16 protein-coding genes are annotated in these 16,828 nt (G+C 60.3%); 1 reads left to right on the top strand and 15 read right to left on the bottom strand.

Going from position 1 to position 16,828, the window contains the following annotated elements:
• Positions 1-56 precede the first annotated feature (56 nt).
• The 15 genes from KGB21_RS03610 to KGB21_RS03675 all read right to left on the bottom strand — a co-directional run bounded on the left by KGB21_RS03610 (position 57) and on the right by KGB21_RS03675 (position 13,317).
• Positions 57-1,310, bottom strand: coding sequence for an FAD/NAD(P)-binding oxidoreductase (locus KGB21_RS03610; protein ID WP_223503593.1), 1,254 nt, complete (start codon positions 1,308-1,310; stop codon positions 57-59).
• Positions 1,307-1,543 (bottom strand): (2Fe-2S)-binding protein, encoded by a 237-nt coding sequence (locus KGB21_RS03615; protein WP_223503595.1) that lies wholly within the window; start codon positions 1,541-1,543, stop codon positions 1,307-1,309. Before KGB21_RS03615 ends, KGB21_RS03610 begins: the two co-directional genes overlap by 4 nt.
• Positions 1,536-2,651, bottom strand: a complete 1,116-nt coding sequence (locus tag KGB21_RS03620; protein ID WP_034150198.1) for an NAD(P)/FAD-dependent oxidoreductase — start codon at positions 2,649-2,651, stop codon at positions 1,536-1,538. The genes KGB21_RS03615 and KGB21_RS03620 overlap by 8 nt, the downstream gene beginning before the upstream one ends.
• The gene (locus tag KGB21_RS03625; protein ID WP_223503597.1) at positions 2,648-3,580 is read right to left on the bottom strand and encodes a 4-hydroxyproline epimerase; all 933 of its coding nucleotides are present in this window, start codon (positions 3,578-3,580) and stop codon (positions 2,648-2,650) included. The genes KGB21_RS03620 and KGB21_RS03625 overlap by 4 nt, the downstream gene beginning before the upstream one ends.
• A gap of 70 nt (positions 3,581-3,650) precedes the next feature.
• Positions 3,651-4,058, bottom strand: a complete 408-nt coding sequence (locus tag KGB21_RS03630) for a hypothetical protein (protein WP_223503599.1) — start codon at positions 4,056-4,058, stop codon at positions 3,651-3,653.
• Between the two features lie 23 nt (positions 4,059-4,081).
• Positions 4,082-4,753 (bottom strand): GntR family transcriptional regulator, encoded by a 672-nt coding sequence (locus KGB21_RS03635; protein ID WP_034150196.1) that lies wholly within the window; start codon positions 4,751-4,753, stop codon positions 4,082-4,084.
• A gap of 92 nt (positions 4,754-4,845) precedes the next feature.
• Positions 4,846-5,607, bottom strand: a complete 762-nt coding sequence (locus tag KGB21_RS03640; protein ID WP_223503600.1) for a metallophosphoesterase — start codon at positions 5,605-5,607, stop codon at positions 4,846-4,848.
• 28 nt (positions 5,608-5,635) lie between these two features.
• The gene (locus KGB21_RS29540) at positions 5,636-5,932 is read right to left on the bottom strand and encodes a hypothetical protein (RefSeq protein ID WP_411741313.1); all 297 of its coding nucleotides are present in this window, start codon (positions 5,930-5,932) and stop codon (positions 5,636-5,638) included.
• A gap of 137 nt (positions 5,933-6,069) precedes the next feature.
• Positions 6,070-6,216, bottom strand: coding sequence for a hypothetical protein (locus tag KGB21_RS03645; RefSeq protein ID WP_172668697.1), 147 nt, complete (start codon positions 6,214-6,216; stop codon positions 6,070-6,072).
• A 439-nt stretch (positions 6,217-6,655) separates the two neighbouring features.
• Positions 6,656-8,128: an aldehyde dehydrogenase family protein gene (locus KGB21_RS03650; RefSeq protein WP_223503602.1), complete on the bottom strand. Its 1,473-nt coding sequence runs from the start codon at positions 8,126-8,128 to the stop codon at positions 6,656-6,658.
• A complete protein-coding gene (locus KGB21_RS03655; RefSeq protein WP_034150364.1) occupies positions 8,121-8,948 on the bottom strand; it encodes an ABC transporter permease in 828 nt (275 codons plus the stop codon). Before KGB21_RS03655 ends, KGB21_RS03650 begins: the two co-directional genes overlap by 8 nt.
• A 1-nt stretch (position 8,949) precedes the next feature.
• The gene (locus KGB21_RS03660; protein ID WP_034150192.1) at positions 8,950-9,867 is read right to left on the bottom strand and encodes an ABC transporter permease; all 918 of its coding nucleotides are present in this window, start codon (positions 9,865-9,867) and stop codon (positions 8,950-8,952) included.
• A gap of 30 nt (positions 9,868-9,897) precedes the next feature.
• On the bottom strand, positions 9,898-11,040 hold the full coding sequence (locus tag KGB21_RS03665) for a PotD/PotF family extracellular solute-binding protein (RefSeq protein WP_034150191.1): 1,143 nt from the start codon (positions 11,038-11,040) through the stop codon (positions 9,898-9,900).
• Positions 11,041-11,079: 39 nt separating this feature from the next.
• Positions 11,080-12,195 carry an ABC transporter ATP-binding protein gene (locus KGB21_RS03670; protein WP_223503603.1) on the bottom strand — a complete coding sequence of 372 codons (1,116 nt, stop codon included), beginning with the start codon at positions 12,193-12,195 and terminating at the stop codon, positions 11,080-11,082.
• 294 nt (positions 12,196-12,489) lie between these two features.
• A complete protein-coding gene (locus KGB21_RS03675; RefSeq protein WP_223503605.1) occupies positions 12,490-13,317 on the bottom strand; it encodes a response regulator transcription factor in 828 nt (275 codons plus the stop codon).
• A gap of 389 nt (positions 13,318-13,706) precedes the next feature.
• Here KGB21_RS03675 and KGB21_RS03680 point away from each other — a divergent pair, with 389 nt between their 5' ends.
• Positions 13,707-16,280: an EAL domain-containing protein gene (locus tag KGB21_RS03680; protein WP_223503607.1), complete on the top strand. Its 2,574-nt coding sequence runs from the start codon at positions 13,707-13,709 to the stop codon at positions 16,278-16,280.
• The last annotated feature ends 548 nt before the right edge of the window (positions 16,281-16,828 follow it).

Here is a 16,828-nt window from a genome sequence, read left to right on the forward strand (position 1 = left end):
GCGACCCCCGGGATCATAGTGGCTCGGCAGCGTGGCCGAAACCCCTGACGCAATCATCACACGGGCGGGGTGTCGTCCAGGCACATCAAGGTTTCGATGCGCGCCGGGCTGAAGGGCGGACGCGGCGCCGAGGGTTGCCAGCCAAACAGATGCTCCACCGCACCGCCACAGACACGGCCCTGACAGGCGCCCATGCCACAGCGGCTGGACAGTTTGGCTGCGCGCCAGTCCGAGTGCCCGGCGAGCGCCGAGTAGGGTACGTCTTCGCAGCGACAAACCAGAGTGTCATGACGGGCCAGGGTTTTGAGTCGCGGGTCGAGGGCGAAGGCCTTATTCAGTGCCCTGGCAAACCCCTGCCAGCGTGCCCGGCGCGGCCACAATTGGCGGGCTGATTCGACATCGCCGACCGCGGCGTGACCCGCAATCGCGCCTTCTACCAAGGCCAGTTCACTGCCGCCGAAACCGGTGCATTCACCCGCCGCATAATGATCGACGCGATTGGCCTGCCAGGCATCCACCGCCAATGCTTGGCCTTCAACGGCGTAGCCCAATGCCTGGCCCAATTGAATGTTCGGGATCAGGCCGAAACCACAGGCCAGCCGATCACATACTAGTTCAACGATTTTGCCTTGCTGTTGCAGGCGTACGCCTTCAAGCCGATCCGTGCCGAGGGCAGCCAGCACGTGAGTAGCGGCGCGGTAATTGCGATCGAACAGACTGAACGATTGCAGCCATTTGCCAGGCCAGCGCGGCAGTTGCGCGGCGAAACCGGCAACAGCAGTGAGCGAGGCTTGCTCGGCGATGCGTTGTATTTTTGCGCCGTGCTTTTTTGCAGTGGCGGCGCTGGCCAATAGCAGCGGCCCGCTGCCGGCGATCACCACGCGTTCATCCTGCACCGGTAGTCCGGCCTTGATCAGCGCCTGCAAGCCCCCGGCCCCGGTGACACCCGGCAGCGTCCAGCCGGGGAAGGGCAGCAGCAACTCGCGGGCACCGGTGCACAGGATCAATTTGTCGTAGCTGATCAGCCAGCCTCGATCTTCATCTTCGACCAGCAGCTGTTTCGGGCCTGGATTGGCGATCACCCGGGTGCCGGTGTGGTGGCGGATGTTGTTGTGTGACTGCACACGCTCGCGCATCTGAAGGGCCTGAGTCGGCACGCTGGCCTGCGGACCGTCGCGCCAGATTTGTCCGCCCGCCAGTGGGTTGTCGTCGAGCATGACAATACGTGCACCGCTCGGCGCGGCGGCCAGTGCGGCGGCCATGCCTGCGGGGCCGGCACCGATGATCAACAGATCGGCGTATTCGTTCATGGGCGTGTCTCCACCTGCATACCGTCTCGGCAGAGGGTTTGGCAGGCCAGCCGACGTCGACCGTCGATGGTCACCCGGCATTCCTGGCAAATGCCCATACCGCACAGCGGTGCGCGGCGTTGACCACTAACCGACGTGCGCGCGCAACCGTCGCTCCCTGACGCGAGGGCAGCGGCGACGCTGGTGCCTTCGGCGACCCGCAAGGCACGGCCGTCCAGCATCAAGTCAGGCATAGGCGGGTTCTCCGAGAAAACGTTGGGGCAGATAGGGTTGCGCGGCCAGTGGCGGGGTTTCGTTGAACAGTTGCGCCACCAGCAGGTCGGCGGTGCCAGGGGCGGTGGTTACGCCCAGTCCTTCGTGACCGACCGCCAGCCACAAGCCTTGCCGTTGCGGGTGCTGACCCACCAGCGGCAAGCCATCGGGGCTGGCGGCGCGAAACCCGGTCCAGGCGCGGATGCCATTGAGCCGGGCCAGCCCCGGCATGTATTCGGCGGCGCGCTTGAGCATTTTCGCCAGCATCCAGCCTTCCACCTGCGGGTCGGTGGTGCCGAATTGCCGCGAGGCGCCAATGAACAATTGCCCGGTCGGACGCGGCTGAATATTGCAAGCCGTCGAAGGGCCTTTGGCGTTGTGGGCACTGGTGACGTAACCCAGTTCCACCAGGGTATGAGTGACGGTGGCGGGGTAGCGATCGGTGATCAGCAAGTGACCTTTTTTCGGCTCGATGGGCAGCTCCGGGCACAGTTCAGTCGCCTGAATACCGTTGGCCAGCACCACGGCTTCGGCGCTCAACCATTGGCCGTCATCGAGTCGCACGCGGTTGCCGTCGACCTCGCTGACCCGCGCCCGGCGCTGTCGGATGTTCGGTGTGTCGAGCATCCAGTTGGCCGTTGCGGGCGCATACAGAATGCCGTCGCCATTGATCAGCAGACCGCCTTCAAGGCCTTCACGCAGCTCCGGTTCACGCTGGCGCAAGGCACTGGCGCTGACCAGTTCACACACCTCGCCCTGGGCTTTCAGGTTGAGGTATTTGCTGTGGGCGACCGCCATTTCCTCGGCGTTAGCCGCCAGCCAAAGCGTGCCGTTGTTGCGATAGGCGCAGCCGTCGGGCAAGTCCGGCCCAAGCTCGCGCCAACGCTGCAGGGAATACTGACTCAGGGCCAGCTCCGCCGGGTTGTCGTCGAGCACCAGCAGGTGACCCATGCCTGCCGCCGTGGCGCCGTGCAGGCCGGCGTCGAGCACCAGCACCTGCAAACCACGACGCGCCAGCGCCTGGGCGCACGCCGCGCCGATGATGCCGGCGCCGATCACGATGACATCGGCGGCCAGGCCCTGATTCATGGGCGGATTCCCCAGGCGAACGGGTCGTCCTGTTCGATGATCAGACTCGCTTCGGCACTGATGAACGCACGGCCACGAATGGTCGGTACGATGCGCTCGCCTTGCCATTCGAAGGAGCCTTCGAACTCGCTGCCGATGACACTCGCCTGACGCCAGATCTGCCCGGGCTGCAACTTGTCGTCGGCCGCCAGGCAGGCCAGTTTGGCGCTGGTGCCGGTGCCACAAGGTGAACGGTCGTAGGCTTTGCCGGGGCACAGGACGAAGTTGCGGCTGTCAGCCTGAACGTCATCGGCGAACAGCTCGACGTGGTCGATCAGTCCGCCGTCTTCGCCACGAATCCCCTGGGTTTCCAGCGCTTGCTGCACGGCGTAGGTGTAAGCGGTCAGCGCGTCAAGGTTGTCGCCGGCCACTCGCAGGCCATGATCGGCGATCAGGAAAAACCAGTTCCCGCCCCAGGCGACATCGCCTGTCACCTGACCGATGCCGGGCACCTGCAATTGCAGCGCCTTGCGATAACGGTAGGCCGGCACGTTGCGCACGCTCACCGAATGATCGTCGTGCAGGGTGGCTTGTACCGTGCCAACCGGCGTCTCGATGCTGTGCACGCCGGGCCCGATTTTGCCCAAATGGGCTAGCGAGGCCACCAGGCCGATAGTGCCGTGGCCACACATGCCCAGGTAACCGCTGTTGTTGAAGAAAATCACCCCGGCGCAGGTGCTCGGGTCAACCGGTTCGCAGAGCAGGGCGCCCACCAGCACGTCGCTGCCCCGTGGTTCGAGCACACAGGCGGCGCGCCATTGGTCATGTTGCTCGGCCAGGATTTTGCGCCGTTCGGCCATGCTGCCGTTGCCCAGATCAGGAAAGCCGGCGGTCACCAGACGGGTCGGTTCGCCGCCGGTATGCGAGTCGATCACGGAGATGCGTTTCATGGGAGGGCCACGTCCATTCGGTTGAGTGAATGAAAGAGTGGCCCGTCAGACGGGTGGCGGCTTGATGGATTTAACCGGTGCCGATGACGAAATCAGCACAGGGGTTTGAAGTGGCCGCAATACTTGGGTACCCCACAAAACCTGTAGGAGCTGGCTTGCCAGCGATGAGGCCGGTACAGCCATCTTCAATATCGCCTGACACACCGCGATCGCTGGCGAGCCAGTTCCCACAGGGATTTGTGCTGGCCGCAATATTTGAGTATTGCTTGAAACCTGTGGGAGCTGGCTGGCCAGCGATGAGGCCGGTACAACCACCTTCAATATCGCCTGACACACCGCCATCGCTGGCGAGCCAGCTCCCACAGGGATTTGTGCTGACCGCAATATTTGAGTATTGCTTGAAACCTGTAGGAGCTGCCGCAGGCTGCGATCTTTTGATTTCAAAAAACAAGATCAAAAGATCGCAGCCTCGTTGCACTCGACAGCTCCTACAGGAAGCGGTCAGTGGGCGTGGGGCAGGTGTTTGAACAGGGTTTCGCAAACCCCGGCAATGTGCTCGTCCAACAGCTTCACCGCCAGGTCCACGTCGCCGGCACGACAGGCCGCGAGGATTTCGCGGTGCTCGTGATCGGCGCGTTCCTTGCCGGCCGACAGGCTCATCTGCATGCGCAAATAGCGCTCTAGCTTGTCGTTGACCGAACGAATCAGGCTCACCAGAAACGGCCGTTGCGCCGGTTCGTAGAGGCAGGAATGCAGTTCCCAGTTGAGCTCGGCCCAGCGACCCACATCGTCCTCGCCGATGAATTCCTGGCAGATCCGCTCGGCGCGGGCGAAGGTTTCTTCGGTCATGTTGGGAATCGCCAGGCGCAACACCTTGTCTTCCAGCAACATGCGCACTTCAAACATCTGCGCCAATTCCGCATCGGAAATCCGCGTGACCATCGCCCCACGATTGCGCTGAAACATCACCAGCCCTTCGGCCTCGAGCCGCTTGAGGGCTTCGCGCACCGGAATCTTGCTGACGTTGAACTGGCGGGCAATATCGTCCTGACGGATCGGCTCATCCTCGGCAAAATGCCCGGCGACGATCGCGTCCCGCAGATGACGAGTAATGATTTCCGAAGTCGAAGGCGTGTTGCCAAGATCGGGAGCGTTGAATTTGGGTAGGTTCACGGCGGCGGTCGTTTCGAGTGAGATGGCGATAGGGTATACGAAATTCGTTAGCCGATCTGCGTCGCTTCGTCCGGGGCGTTGGAGCCGTGACCTTACAAATCAATCACCAAGGCGCCGTCAAACCGGGGATTTTCATTCACGCCATTTTTCGCATAGCCCCGGGCATTACAAATGACCCGGGTATCGCCCACGCGATAGTCGAAGCTGCCGTGGGTATGACCATGCAGCCAAAGTGCCGGCTGCCAGTGTCTGATTCGTTCTTCGAGGTCGGAAACAAAACTCGAGTTGATCGGTGAGCGTTCGAACATTGGGCTGATGCTCGAGCGCGTCGGTGCGAAATGCGACACCACCACCGTGGGCGTGTGGCTGTCACGGGTGAAGCAGTCTTCCAGCCAGGCGACTGTCTGTAGAAAAATCAGTTGGGAAACGGCCGGAGTGAACAGGTCTGGAAAATCCGGCGAGATTTTTATGTGGGTAAAGTCGCGAATGAGCTGCGTCGCCAGATCAATTCCCTGTGCTCGATCCTCCTGCGCCTCGAAAAGACGATAGTCAGACCACAGGGTGCAACCCAAAAACCGCACGCCGTCGTACACATACTCCGACCGCTCCAGCACGTGGATCTGCGTGCCTTGCGACAACCTGTTCAACTCATCGTAAGTCGAGATCAAGTCACTGCCATAAAACTCATGATTGCCCGCCACGTACACAATCGGAGCAGGGCATGACCTGGCCCACTCAATGGCCCTGGCCGGCCGGGAAATGTCCCCCGCGAGCACGACAACATCGGCGTCAACATCGGGAAAGGGTATCGCGTTGACGGACAAGTGGATGTCTGAGAGCAAGGCGATGCGCATTGGATAAATCCTGTGAGTTACATCTCAACTAAAAGTCGTCTAGATCGGGATAACTCAGTTTGCCCACTATCCAGTGGCTGACAATGTCGCTGTGCATTGTGCGTAAAAACGATGACCATTCGCTTCGATTATGCGCATCCGGTCCGATGACCGTAAGCAGTAGATATTCATCTCTAAAATAGTCATAGGCGTAAATCAGCCAGACGTCACTCTCCGGGTCGTTCATTTTTGCGATGCGGTAATACTGCTGGCTGATCCTGGACCAACGGATTTGGGTCTCTTGCGAGCTTGCGAGCTTGCGAGGTGGACATGAAATATGTCGCATAAATCGAGCTTTTCGTCCCGGCCGAAAATTGTAGGCAATTCACCGCACACTTTGTAGTTATAAAAGTGTGCTGCAAAGTTTCGCCAATTTTTTATTTTCTGAAAAAGCGCAGAGATTTTAACTGCCGGCATCCAGGCCTACTTTGTAACAGGCAGCTTGCCAGTGATCACAAAGGTATCGAACACTTTCTGCCCATCACGCGCGGCTTGCCTGACATCAAGGAATGTCAGCTCGTGCTCAACAACCTTTTTGTTGGGTTTGTCGGTTTTTTTTGTGGTGGCCATCGGAGCCTCCGAGGGATGTGTGTTCATGCTGACCAGCTTATGTGATTAATCGAAGACGGGCAAACGGCGGCCGCCGTGAACAGGGGCTTGCGCGGCTGCCCCATTGAGGTTTCATCGCAATATGGCCCCAAGAGCGGCCCAATGGGAGGTCAAAACTCGAGCCATGTATGCGTGAATCGGACTATAGAGGGCGAGCCATAAACACAGCAATGCTATCGACTACGGACAATTCCTGTTGTCCTGTAAGACGTTGCTTTTTTACGGGTTGGATAGCATCGAAGAGCAGAACGCCCGCGCAGAACAACATGCGATCACCACCGCCGCCAGTTGCTGATCGGACTGGCGGCGAAGACCTGTAGGAGCCGGCTTGCTGGCGATAGCGGTTTGTCTGATGACAGCAATGTCGATTGATACGCCGCCATCGCTAGCAAGCCGATTCCTACTTCAGGTACCAGCCCCACGGCTGATCACTGACGTACTCGGTGACCTGCTTGACCTCCAGGTAGTTATGCAACCCCCATTGCCCCAGTTCACGGCCGATCCCGCTGTGTTTCATGCCGCCCCACGGGGCTTCGACGAAGGTGGGTTGTGAGCAGTTGACCCAGACAATCCCGGCGCGCAACTGGTTGGCGACGCGTGCGGTGCGTTGCAAGTCGGCGCTCATCACCGCGGCGGCGAGCCCGAAGCGGCTGGCGTTGGCCATTTGCACGGCTTGTTCTTCGGTCTTGAAACGCTTGATGCACAACACCGGGCCGAACACTTCTTCGCGCCAGAGGATGCTGCTGTGGCCGGGTTCGTCGAAGATCGCCGGTTCGACGAAGTATCCCTGTGGCAAGTGCGCCGGTCGCCGACCTCCGGTGAGCAGGCGCGCGCCGCTGGCAAGGCCCTGATCGATGAAACCGAGCACCTTGTCGTACTGGCCTTGGCTGACCAAAGGCCCCAGCAAAATACCGGGCTGCATGCCGGGGCCGATGCTGATCTTGCGGGTTTCTTCCACCAGTCTTTCGATCAATCGCGGGGCGATGCTTTCCTGCACCAGCAGACGCGAGGTGGCGCTGCACACCTGGCCCTGGTTCCAGAAAATCCCGAACAGAATCCACTCCACGGCGGCGTCGATATCGGCGTCGTCGAACACAATGAACGCGGATTTTCCGCCCAGTTCGAGGCTGATGTTCTTGATGTCGCGGGCCGCCGCCGACATGATTTTCGCCCCGGTGGGCACGCTGCCGGTGAAGGCCAGTTTGTCCACGCCGGGGTGCTCGGTCAGCGGGCTGCCGGCGTCGGCACCCAGACCGGTGATCACGTTCAAGACCCCGGCCGGCAGGCCGATGCGGTCAGCCGCAGCGGCCAGTTCCAGGGCCGTCAATGGCGTCAGCTCGGAGGGTTTCAACACCACCGTGGCCCCGGCCGCCAATGCCGGTGCGACTTTCCACGCGGCCATCAGCAGCGGGTAATTCCACGGGATGATTTGCCCGGCCACGCCAATCGGTTCGTGGCGGATGCGGCAACGAAAACGCTCGTCCGGCAACGCCAATGCCTGGTCTTGTTGCTGATCCAGCTCACGGGCCAAACCTGCGTAGTAGCGAAAGCAGCCAATCGCATCGCCAATGTCCCACTGCGCTTCGGGCAAGGGTTTGCCGTTGTCGCGCACTTCCAGTTCCGCCAATGCCTGCTGGCCACTTTCCAGTTCATCGGCCAGCGCTTCCAGCCATTGCGCGCGCTCGGCGCCGCTGGTGCTGCTCCAGCCGTTGTCGAATGCTCGTCGTGCGGCGCGCACCGCATGATCGACGTCTTCTTCAGTGCCAGCGGCGACGCGCTGAAAAACTTGCTCGGTGGCCGGGTCGATGACGTCCAGATAACCGCCCAGATCCGGGCTGACCCACTCGCCATTGATGTATAGCTGATCACGCATGGTGCGACTCCTGGACGCCGGTCTGGCGGTTTTGCAGAGAGCGGGAAGTGAACAACAGTGCCAGCGACACGCAGATGATCACTGTCGAGATCGCGTTGATCTCCGGCGTCACACCGCGGCGGATGGAGGAAAAGATGTAGATCGGCAAGGTCGTTTCGGACCCGGCGACGAAGAAGGCGATGATGAAGTCGTCGAAGCTGAAGGTGAACGCCAGCAGGAATCCGGCCATGATCGCCGGACTGATTTGCGGCAGGGTTACCCGCCAGAAAGTCTGCATCGGCGGCGCGTAGAGGTCAGCCGAGGCTTCCAGCAAGGCTTTGTCCAGCGAATCGACGCGACTGCGCACGATCACCATGACCAGCGCCATGGTGAACAGTGAATGCGCAGCGATCACGGTAAAGAAACCCATGTTCAGTCGCGGCACGCTGGGCATCCAGCTCGCCAGCAGCGGGTTGATCAGGTCGAACAGGCTGATGAAGGCAATCAGCGTCGAGATGCCGATGACGATGCCCGGAACGATGATTGCGCAATAGGTCAGGGCATCGAACAGCAGGCGCACCTTGCGCCCGGCGCGCTGCAAACCGAACACCGCGAGAGTGCCGAACAGCGTCGCCAGCACTGCTGAACAGAAGGCGATGAACGCACTGTGGCCGAGCGCTTCCATGATGAACGGGTTGCCGAAGGCGCGGCCGAACCATTGCACCGAACAGCATTCGAAGGCCAGGCCACTGCGTCCGGCGTTGAAGCTGAACAGCACGATCAGGGCAATCGGCGCGTAGAGAAACAGGTACAGCGAAGTCGAATAGCTGCGCAGCCACATGTCACAGGCCTCCGTCGGCAGGGCGGCCGCCATAGCGCGCCACCAGCTTCAAATACAGGCCGATGATCAGCAACATCATCGCCACCAGGGTCATTGCCAGCGCACTGCCGAACGGCCAGTTACGCGATTGCAGGAACAGGTCGACCAGCGCGTTGCCGACAAAGAACACCTTGCCGCCACCGAGAATGGCCGGGATCAAAAACTCGCCCATCAGCAGGATGAACACCAGCATCACGCCGGTGATGATCCCCGGCGCGGAGAGCGGCAGGGTGATGCGCCGGAAGCTTTCGAAGGCGCTGGCGCCCAGGTCTGCCGAGGCTTCGAGCAGGCGCTTGTCGAGTTTTTCCAGGCTGACGTAAATCGGGAAGACCATCAGCGGCAAGTAGCCGTAAACGATGCCGATCAGCACCGCCCAGGGCGTGTTGATCAAGCGCACATCTTCCAGGCCAAGGCTGGCCAGCAAGGCCGGAATACCCTTGCCGCTGAGGATGAAAATCCACGCGTAGGTGCGGATCAGGAAACTGGTCCAGAACGGCACGATCACCAAGGTCAGCAGTAGCGAACGGTTCTTGCTGACTTTGACCGCCAAGAAGTACGCCAGCGGATAAGCCGCCACCAGGCACACCAACGTGCCCAGTGGCGCCAACACCAGCGTGTTGCCGAACGCTGCCGCCCGCGAACCGAGGTTGAGGTAATTGGCCAGCGTGAAGCCCCCGGCATAACCGCCCACGGCGCTGCGTTCGCCGAAGCTGAAGACCAGGATGATCACCAGCGGCATTAACAACAGCAGCAGGAACCACAGGGTCGAAGGCAAGAGCATCAGCAGGGTGATCCGCCGACCGAGGCTGCGTCGTTGGCGCACCTCGACCGACAGGGCACTGCCCGGCTGCACCGTTTGCGGGTGGGCGGCGGCATTCATGGGGGACTCCTCGTTAGCCATGGCAGGTGATCAGGCGGATTTGAAGCGGGCCATCAGTTCGGCGCGTGCCGGGCTGGTGAGCGTCGCTGCCGCACCGAACTCCAGTGGGCTGAGGGCTTCGGCGGCCGGGTACATGATCGGATCGCTGAGCATCGCGGTCGGCAGCAGGGCGTCGACCCGCTTGTCGCCGCTCGGGTAGCCGTGGCTCAACACTTCGAGTTTGTTGTGCTGTGGATCGAGCAGGTAATTGATGAAGGCGTAGGCCGCGTCCTTGTGCTCCGAGTTTTTCGGGATGGCGAAGAAGTCGCTCCACAGTTCGCCACCTTCTTTGCCCAACTCGAACTGCATCTGCGCGTTGTCGCGGTGCAACTGCGAGGCATCACCGGTCCAGGACATGGCCAGCCAGGCATCGCCGCTGCGCATCGACGGCTGGATGTCGGAGTTGATCGCAAACAGGTGCGGCTTGACCTCGATCAGCAGTTTTTCCGCGTCGGCCAATTCTTTCGGGTCCAGGGAGTTGAAGCTGTAGCCGAAGCTTTTCAGGGCGTTGCCGATGGCGGTCAGTTGATAGTCGTGAACCATGGTGCGGCCACTGGCTGGACCTTGGGCGGCGGCCCAGAATTCTTTCCAGCTGGTCGGGCCGTTTTTCAGTTTGCCGGTGTCGTAGAGCATGCCGGTAGTGCCCCAGTTTTTCGGCACCGCGTAGACCTTGCCGTCGACCGTGCCTTGGGCCATGAATTTCTGCTGGAACGCTGAGGCGTCAAAATTGGGAATGCGCGACAGGTCCAGTGGCTCGATCAGTCCCAGGCCGACGTAGGTGCTGATGGTGTAGTTGGTTGGCACCAGCACGTCCCAGCCACTGCCCCCGGCCTGCAACTTGGCGAGCATTTCTTCGTTCGAGCCGAACACGCTCATGGACACCCGCGCGCCGGTGGTTTTGGCAAACGCGTCGAGGTTTTCCTGGCTGTGGTAGTTCGGCCAGGTGGCCAGGGACAGGCGATCGCCCAGTTTGGTCTGGTCGGCGGCCTCGGCGGTCGAGGTCAGCAGGCCAGGCATGTTGGTCGCGACCACCGCAGCGGCGATCCCGAGGCCCGTGCGACCGAGGAAGTCGCGGCGACTGATCGAGCCGTTCTGCCAGCTGCGCAGGGTCTTGATAAAAGTTTTCTGGTCCATAGCACGCTCCCCATTCGGTTGATGAAACGAATCGATGATTTACAAAGCCATGGCCAAGCCATTGGCGTGATCCCAGCCGACGCGCACTGCCGCGCCGTGTTCGAATGCGTTGTCGCCGTGATCCTGCTGGCGCGGCACGCGCACGCAGACCACGCCGAAGGCCTGGGTGCGCACGCGGTATTCGGTGGAGTTGCCCAGGTAAATGCGGTCTTCCACGCAACCGGGCAGCGTCACTTCACGGGCGATGTCGGCGCTGGCACCCGCGATGCTGATCAGCTCCGGACGCACCGCGATGCAACCGTCGGCATCCGCACTCAGGGCTTTGCCGGTAGGGGTCAGCGGGCTGGTCAATTCAAGGCCCTGTTCAGTACGCAGCACCACTGAGTTGCCGTGCAGGTGGCGGACCTTGCCGTTGAACAGATTGGACTCGCCGATAAAGTCAGCCACGTAGCGGCTGGCCGGCGCTTCATAGAGTTGTTCCGGGGTGGCGGTCTGGATGATTGAGCCGTTGTGCATCACGCTGATGCTGTCGCTCATCGACAGCGCTTCTTCCTGATCGTGGGTCACCAGTACAAAGGTGATGCCGACTTCGCGCTGCAAGCGCAGCAGCTCCGATTGCATCTCCTTGCGCAGCTTGCGATCCAGCGCGGCCAGCGGTTCATCGAGTAGCAACACGGTGGGCTTGTTCACCAGCGCACGGGCCAGGGCCACGCGTTGTTGTTGGCCGCCGGAGAGTTCGCTGGGTTTGCGCTGACCAAAGCCGCTCAGACGCACCATTTCCAGGGCTTCATCGGCCATGCGCATCTGTTGTTTTTTGTCGGGGCGCGGCGTGCGATAGCGCAAGCCATAGGCAATGTTCTGCGCCACCGTCAGGTGCGGGAACAGCGCGTAGTGCTGGAACACCATGTTCACCGGCCGCTCGAAGGCGGGCACTCCCGCGACGTTCTTGCCGGCCAGACGCACTTCACCGCTGGTGGGCTGTTCGAAGCCGGCGATCATCCGCAGGGTGGTGGTTTTGCCGCAGCCGGAACCGCCGAGAAAGGAATGGAACGAACCACGCCGCACCGCGAAATTCAAGCCGTTGACGGCCTGCACTTCGCCATAGCGTTTGACCACATTGCAGAATTCGATATCGCTTGGCTGGTTGTCGTTCACGGTCGGCTCCCTTGCAGTGATGAAACAGCGCGTCGGGGGCCAAACTAGCAATGAGGGTTTTGCGGCGTATATATCCCTTGGGGGATAGGAGGGGGCAGATACACAAGATCAAAAGATCGCAGCCTGCGGCAGCTCCTACGGGGGATACGCGTTGGACGCCAACGGTAACACGCCCCGCCTGGATAACTGCGCGACCCACTGTAGGAGCTGTCGAGTGAAACGAGGCTGCGATCTTTTGATTTTTGAAAGCAAAAGCAAAAGATCGCAGCCTGCGGCAGCTCCTACAGGTGTGAGTTAGACGATTGCGGTGTTTAAGCTAGAAACCTGCAGCTCATTCTCAGTGAGCTCACGAATAAACAACCCCAACAATTCCGACTGACTGCCAATGCCCAGCTTGGCGTAGATGTTCTTGCGGTGGATCTTCACCGTGCCGGGGCTGATGTTCAGTTGTTCGGCGACCGAGGCGCTGGAGTGGCCGCGTAAAAGCAGCTGGACGATTTCCTGCTCGCGCCCGGTCAGGATATGCGCCCCGAAGTGTTCGAAGGCTTCGCGGATCTTGAAGTCCAGGTCTTGTGCCGGGCGAGGTTGCTGGGCTTGACGCAGTCGCCAGGCTTCATTGATGACTTGCTCGACCACCGCTTGCGCGCACTCGACCAGTTGCATTTCGTCACGGCTGAACGCGCAACTGGTGGAGGAGCGCATCAGCGACAGCACTGCGGTAGCGCCGCCGCCGAGGTCGACGAAAAACGCCACTTCTTCGGCGAGGCCGGTTTGCTGGTAGTAGGTCAGGTAGTACTCGCCAAGATAGAAGTGGTCGGGCGCAAATTGGCGCAAACGCCATAGCCCCGGCGCCTGCCCGCGGGTGCAGGCGAGGTAGAAAGGGTCGAGCAGATAAGGCCCGCATTGATAGTCGTCGACATACACCGCGCGCTTGTCCGCCGAGAAGGTGTCGAACAGCGCCAACGGTCGATGGTTGCCTTCGTAGACAAACAGGACGAAATGATCGACCGGGCATACTTGCCGCAACCAGTGACTCAGCCCGGATAACCGCGAATGCCCTGCGGGCAGATCAAGCAGATGGGCGACACCGGTGGTCCAGAGTTTCAGTTCCTTGGGGCGCATGAGAGCTTCAAAGCGGATTGGATGGCGTTTAGATGCACAAAGTACGCCATGGCTCCTCTGGCCTTGCGGTACGGGAAGGGCGACGGCAAATCGTTTAATAAATGCCTCTTTACAGGGCGGTCGTGTTACCGAGTGCTACACGCGTGGTATCAGATTGCCCTGAGCCATGACTTCGTCAGATTGTCACTTCGCGTCTATCCTGAGATGCATGCCGGGTTTTCTCCTTGATCCTGTCGTTCAGCAGGTTAAACCCGCCGTTTAGCGTCAAAACGCCTGAATCAAACGTTGCTTCGATGACAGGTCCCTTCCGGTAATGAGGGGTCTTCTGGCGTACCACGAGCTTTTATGGATGAAAAGCGGTGGTTGCATGGATAAAAGTGGCAACAACCATGAACACGAGAGTCGAACTGACGAGTGGCGAAGAGGCTCAGGATTTTTTTGTACAGACACTGGAGCAGGCGATAGATGCCGTGGTGGTTGTGGATGATCAGGACCTCGTGGTGTTTTTCAATGCGGCGGCCGAGAGATTCTGGGGCTGTTCGCGCAATGAAATGCTCGGCAGTGATATCAACTCCCTGGTGCCGCAGGCCCTTAGCCTGCGCCATGATGGTTTTGTCAGTGTAAACCGCAGTGCAGGCAACAAGATTGCCGGCATCAGTCGGGACGTCCGGATCGTGCGCAACGATGGTCAGGATCGTTGGGGCGTCATGTCCGTTTCGAAAATCGCCTTGCAAGAGCGGACGCTGTACGCGGTGTTCCTCAAGGATGTCACGCAAATGCGTTTGCAAGACATCGAGCATCGTTTGCTGTCGATGTCGGTCAATGCCACCAGTTCGGCGACGTGCATCGTCGACACCCATGCACATCTGATCTATGTGAATGAGGGGCTCGTGAATCTGCTGGGTTACACCCGTGAAGAGGTGTTAGGTCAGTCACCGATGATGTTCTTTGTGTCTGACGCCGGGGCAGAGATCTGCGTAGAACCTGGACTGGCCGCCATTCTGTGTGGTGAACCCCATGAGTTCAGTGCCCTGATCAGTAAACGCAATGGCCAGCGGCTGTGGGTGCATGTGTCCTCCACCCCCGTGTTCGACGCGCAAGGGCAGGTCGAAAACATCGTCATCGTGCTCACCGACATCACCCAGTCCAAGCTGCATGAGGTGCTCCAGGAAAAAGTCATCGGCGCCTTGCTCAAGGAAGAATCCCTGGAGAGTGTGCTGACCTTGCTCTGTCATGAGATCGAGCGCATTGCTCCCGAAGTCATTGTCTCGATCCTCAGCGTGGATTCGGCAGGGATTCTGCATCCCTTGGCCAGTCCTGGCCTGCCTACGGATTACTCGAGGGCTATCGAAGGATTGTCCATCGGCCCGGTGGCGGGCTCTTGCGGCACCGCTGCGTACCGGGGCGAACCGGTGCTGGTGACGGATATCAATCACGACCCGCTCTGGGCCGATTACAAACACCTGGCGCAGAAATCCGGTTTGCAGGCCTGCTGGTCGTTGCCGGTGCGCAATGGTTGCGGGCGAATCGCCGCAACGTTTGCCCTTTATTTCAGGGAAGCCCGTGGGCCCGACCCTTTGCACGCTCATTTGGTGACGGCGGGCACGCACCTGTGCATGTTGGCGCTGGAGCGCGAGGAAGCACGCCAATCCATTCGAAAGATGGCCTTTTACGATGGGCTGACGGGATTGCCCAATCGCAGTTTCCTGCTTGCCCAGGCGCAGCGCAGCCTTCTGGAAATGGCCCGCGAACAGGCCGAGCTTGCGGTGCTGTTCATCGATCTGGACCGGTTCAAGCAAATCAACGATGCGTTGGGGCATGCCTCGGGAGACGAATTACTGCGCGTCATGGCGCAGAGGCTACGCAGCATGCTGCGCGAGTCTGACCTTGTCGGTCGGCTGTCCGGCGATGAGTTCGTGCTGGTGCTGACACGCATGGATTCGACCCAGGTCACGACCTTTCTTGAACGGCTGATGGCGCTGTTGAATCGCCCGTCGACGATTGCCGGCACCTCCGTGGTCGTCTCGGCCAGCGTGGGCATCAGCCTGTTCCCGGCCGATGGCCAAGACATGGAGAGCCTGCTGCATCGCGCCGACATTGCGATGTATCAGGCCAAGCGCACCGAGCGCGGCAGTTTCAGTTTCTTTGTCGAAGAGATGAACAGAATCGCCCAGGACCGATTGGTGATGGAAACGGCGCTGCGCAACGCGCTGGCCAGCGATACCCTGCAATTGTTCTATCAGCCGCAAATCGACCTTAACAGCGGGCGTCTGGTCGGTGTCGAGGCACTGGCGCGCTGGAGACACCCGACCCTGGGCGATATTTCGCCCTCGCAATTCGTCCCGCTTGCCGAGGAGTGCGGGTTGATCAATGAGTTGAGTCAGTGGGTGCTGCAAGAAGCCTGCGAGCAGCTCGCGCAGTGGCGTCAACAAGGGCTGGTGATCCCGTCCCTGTCGATCAACCTGTCGCCGATCAATTTCCATAACCTCAACCTGGCAGAACTGATTGACGACCAACTGCGGCGATATGGCCTGCAACCCAGCGACCTGTGCGTGGAAGTGACCGAGGGCCTGCTGCTGAGCAAAAGTCCGGGCACCGAACAAACCATCCGCGACTTGCATGCGTTGGGGGTGCGTCTGGCCATCGATGATTTCGGCACGGGCTATTCCAGCCTGGGCTATTTGCGGCATCTGCCGATCAGCGAACTGAAGCTCGACAAGAGTTTCGTCGACGACCTGGAATACGACACGTCCTGCCGGGCCTTGAGCGAATCCGTCATCGGAATTGGCAAGGGGCTTTCCTTGCAAGTAGTGGCTGAAGGTATCGAGTGCGCGAGCCAGCGAGACATTCTCAAGGCCCAGGGCTACGAGGTCGGGCAGGGCAACTTCTTCTCGATCCCGCTGCCGGGCGAGGCGTTCATGCAGTTCATTCGGCTTCCAGGTCACTCAGCAGCCACTCGCTGAAGCTGCGCGCGTGGTTCTCGCTACCAATGAAGATCCGTTGTAGGAGCAAGCTTGCTCGCGATCGCGGACTGACATTCAGCATTGATGTGGACGGACACACCGTCATCGCGAGCAAGCTTGCTCCTACAGAGGAGCGGGGTGGTTTCGAGTCTTGTGATCGGCAGGTGCGCCGGTGACGCGTGACTACCCTGCAGGCGGTACACCAGGGCTGAAACTATCGAAGGTCCCTGTAGGAGCAAGCTTGCTCGCGATCGGGGACTTACATTCGGCGGGGATGTCGACTGATACACCGTCATCGCGAGCAAGCTTGCTCCTACAGAGGAGCGGGGTGGTTTCGAGTCTTGTGATCGGCAGGTGCGCCGGTGACGCGTGACTACCCTGCAGGCTGTACAACAGGGCTGAAACTATCGAAGGCTCCTGTAGGAGCAAACTTGCTCGCGATCGCGGACTTACATTCGGCGGGGATGTTGACTGATACACCGTCATCGCGAGCAAGCTTGCTCCTACAGAGGAGCGGGGTGGTTTCGAGTCTTGTGATCGGCAGGTGC

The sequence above is a fragment of the Pseudomonas sp. GL-RE-29 genome (genome assembly GCF_019947275.1).
In the GTDB taxonomy this organism is placed as follows: Bacteria; Pseudomonadota; Gammaproteobacteria; order Pseudomonadales; family Pseudomonadaceae; genus Aquipseudomonas; species Aquipseudomonas fluorescens_A.